1 protein-coding gene and 2 pseudogenes are annotated in these 2,645 nt (G+C 65.6%); 2 read left to right on the top strand and 1 reads right to left on the bottom strand.

Annotation, left to right across the window (positions count from 1 at the left end; translation table 11 throughout):
- A pseudogene (locus ACZ7NC_RS45110) lies at positions 1-880 on the top strand (ISAzo13 family transposase); the annotation flags it as partial.
- Here the strand turns inward: ACZ7NC_RS45110 and ACZ7NC_RS45105 are convergent.
- A pseudogene (locus tag ACZ7NC_RS45105) lies at positions 880-1,278 on the bottom strand (transposase); the annotation flags it as partial. The pseudogenes ACZ7NC_RS45110 and ACZ7NC_RS45105 sit on opposite strands and share 1 nt — an antisense overlap.
- 681 nt (positions 1,279-1,959) lie before the next feature.
- Here ACZ7NC_RS45105 and ACZ7NC_RS45100 point away from each other — a divergent pair.
- Positions 1,960-2,568, top strand: coding sequence for a reverse transcriptase domain-containing protein (locus ACZ7NC_RS45100; RefSeq protein ID WP_471498143.1), 609 nt, complete (start codon positions 1,960-1,962; stop codon positions 2,566-2,568).
- The last annotated feature ends 77 nt before the right edge of the window (positions 2,569-2,645 follow it).

Genomic DNA, 2,645 nt, shown 5'->3' with positions numbered 1-2,645 from the left:
GAGTCCATCCGTCGCTGGTGGCAGCACCGCGGACGGGCAGACCATCCGAATGCCACCCGGCTCCTGATCACCGCCGACGCCGGCGGTTCCAACGATCCCCGCCGCTGGACCTGGAAAAGCAACCTTGCCACCTTCGCACGAGAGAGCGGCCTGGAGATCACGGTCTGTCACCTACCGCCGGGGACGTCGAAGTGGAACAAGATAGAGCACCGGATGTTCTGTCACATCACCGCGAACTGGCGGGGGCGGCCGCTGACCAGCTACCAGGTCGTCATTGAGACCATCGCCGCCACAACCACCAAGGCCAGCCTGACCATCGGGGCCGAACTGGACACAGGCAGCTACGACCTCGGCATCAGCGTCACACCCGCCGAGTTCCACGCACTTGCGATCACACCCAACTCCTTCCACGGCGACTGGAACTACACACTGTCTCCTGTTCCACCGCGAGCGCCGGACGCGACGGCAACGACACACCGGACCGACCCGGCCCTGACCGGCATGTCACGAACCGCCTTCGAGCATCTGGTGGCGGTCTCGGAGCCTTCTGGGACGCCTTGGCCGAGGCGGCATTCCAGCGACGCTTCCACCGCCCGCGCAGCCACCGCCACCCACAGACCAGCAGCGTGGACCACACCCACCGGCTCCTGGCAGCCATCCTGCGCCGCCGCAGAGCGGTGACCATGACGTTCCTAGCCCAACTACTGGGCGTCAACCGCACCAACCTGTCCATCCAGTACCAGGACGCAAAACGGCTCCTGGACCTGCACCGGATCCTCGTCACGCCGATACCCGGATCACCCGCCCGCACATGGGAACAGCTACACGCCCGAACAACCCCCGCGGAAACCCGTCGCTGACAGTTTTTGAAGTACGGGCCCCGAGCGCCCCGGAGTATTGGCGTGCCGCGCCGACGCAGTCGGTGCAGGACTTCTCATCACCGGTCTCGTCCACGATCAACACCGCCTGGTCATCGGCGAGTTCACCGGCCGCCCAGGTCATGAGCCGGTGGCGGGCCAGGTCATGGTCCCACACACCACGGGAGAGGAAGTGCTGCAGCCGGTGCGGGCCCGAGTGCCCCAGCGCCTCGCCGAGCGTCCAGCAGTTACGCGTATCCAGCTCCATCAGCATGCCCTCGGTCATCTCCCGGGCCAGCAGCCGCGGTTCCCGGCGCGGGAAGCAGTCAGCAACCTCGGCCATCACCGCCGCGAGCACGGCCGTCCACTCCTGCCCGGCTATCGTGGCCTCCACGGCCACCTGTTCCTTGATCGTCGTCACAAACGTTCATGATCACGGTGGCCGTTCCCCTGCCCCGGCCCCGGCCGCACCGACACCACCCTGACCAGCACCAACACCGCAACGATCAAGAACTACAGCTGCCGGTGCGCCACGAACGCAGAGAGGATGCCCGTGATGTAGGAGATCGAGCACCTTGATGCGGTGCTGTGCGAGAGATGAGGGAAGGCCCCTCGGAGTCGCCCTGCGGGGGGAGGCTCCAAACCACCGCATGCTGCGTTGGCTGAAGACCGTCGTGGTGAGCGATGCGGAAAAGGCGCCCAGGAGGCGTCAGGTAGGGACCGCGAAGACGACCGTTGTCGAAGTGTCGAAATGTAGTCAGAAGGCGTCGAAACCCGGGCGATTCGGCAGTGTTCGGGGATGAGCCTGGCGGGAGCCCGCTGACTGGCCAGGCGGCGTCCGGCATGAAGACGGCGTGAGCGCGGTCTGCCGCTCTCGCACGGAACGTGGGAAGGCGCATCTGGCGTGGCCGTGTGCAGCAGCGCGGCCGACCGGGAGTGCCCGAGTCGGGAGTGTCCCGTAGGGACTTCGAGTACCGGGCCGGATGCGCTGGCGGACCGGCGCGTAGTAGCGGTGAAGTCCCTGTAACGGGGGCGGAGCGAAGGAGCCGGGTCGCTCGTGGCTGTTGTTCGTTTGGTCAACCAGAGCTCTGGGAGGAGCCCGATGGACCAGCTGAAAGCATCTGGCAAGCCGTTCGACATCTCCAAGCAGGAGGTGTGGGACGCCTGGTTGAAGGTGAAGGGCAATCAGGGTGGGCCGGGGGTGGACGGGCAGTCGGTCGAGGCGTTCGAGAAGGATCTGCGGGGCAACCTGTACAAGATCTGGAACCGGATGTCCTCGGGGACCTACTTCCCGCCTCCGGTCAAGGCGGTGGAGATTCCGAAAGCGCATGGTGCTGCTGGTGTCCGTGTGCTCGGAGTGCCCACTGTCGCTGATCGGGTAGCGCAGACGGTGGTAGCCGCGCATCTGGAGACACGGGTGGAGCCGATGTTCCATCCCGACTCCTACGGCTACCGCCCGAACCGCTCGGCGCTGGACGCGGTCGAGGTCTGCCGACGACGTTGCTGGGAGTACAACTGGGTGATCGATCTCGACATCCGGAAGTTCTTCGACAGCGTGCGGTGGGACCTGGTCGTCAAGGCTGTCGAAGCGTACACCGATGCCCGCTGGGTCGTGCTGTATGTGAAGCGGTGGCTGGCCGCTCCGCTGCAACTGCCCGACGGGACCTTGCAGGAGAGAGGCCGGGGAACCCCACAGGGCAATGCCGCGTAGATAAGCGTTTTGGCGTTCTGTTTCCACATGTGCACAGCGACACACCCGCGTTGGTTGTGGATAGTCAACCAGGGTGA

This window comes from Streptomyces sp. NPDC111802 (genome assembly GCF_055634335.1).
The sequence above is the reverse complement of the archived record's forward strand: the minus strand, read 5'-3'. Positions and strand labels throughout refer to the sequence as shown.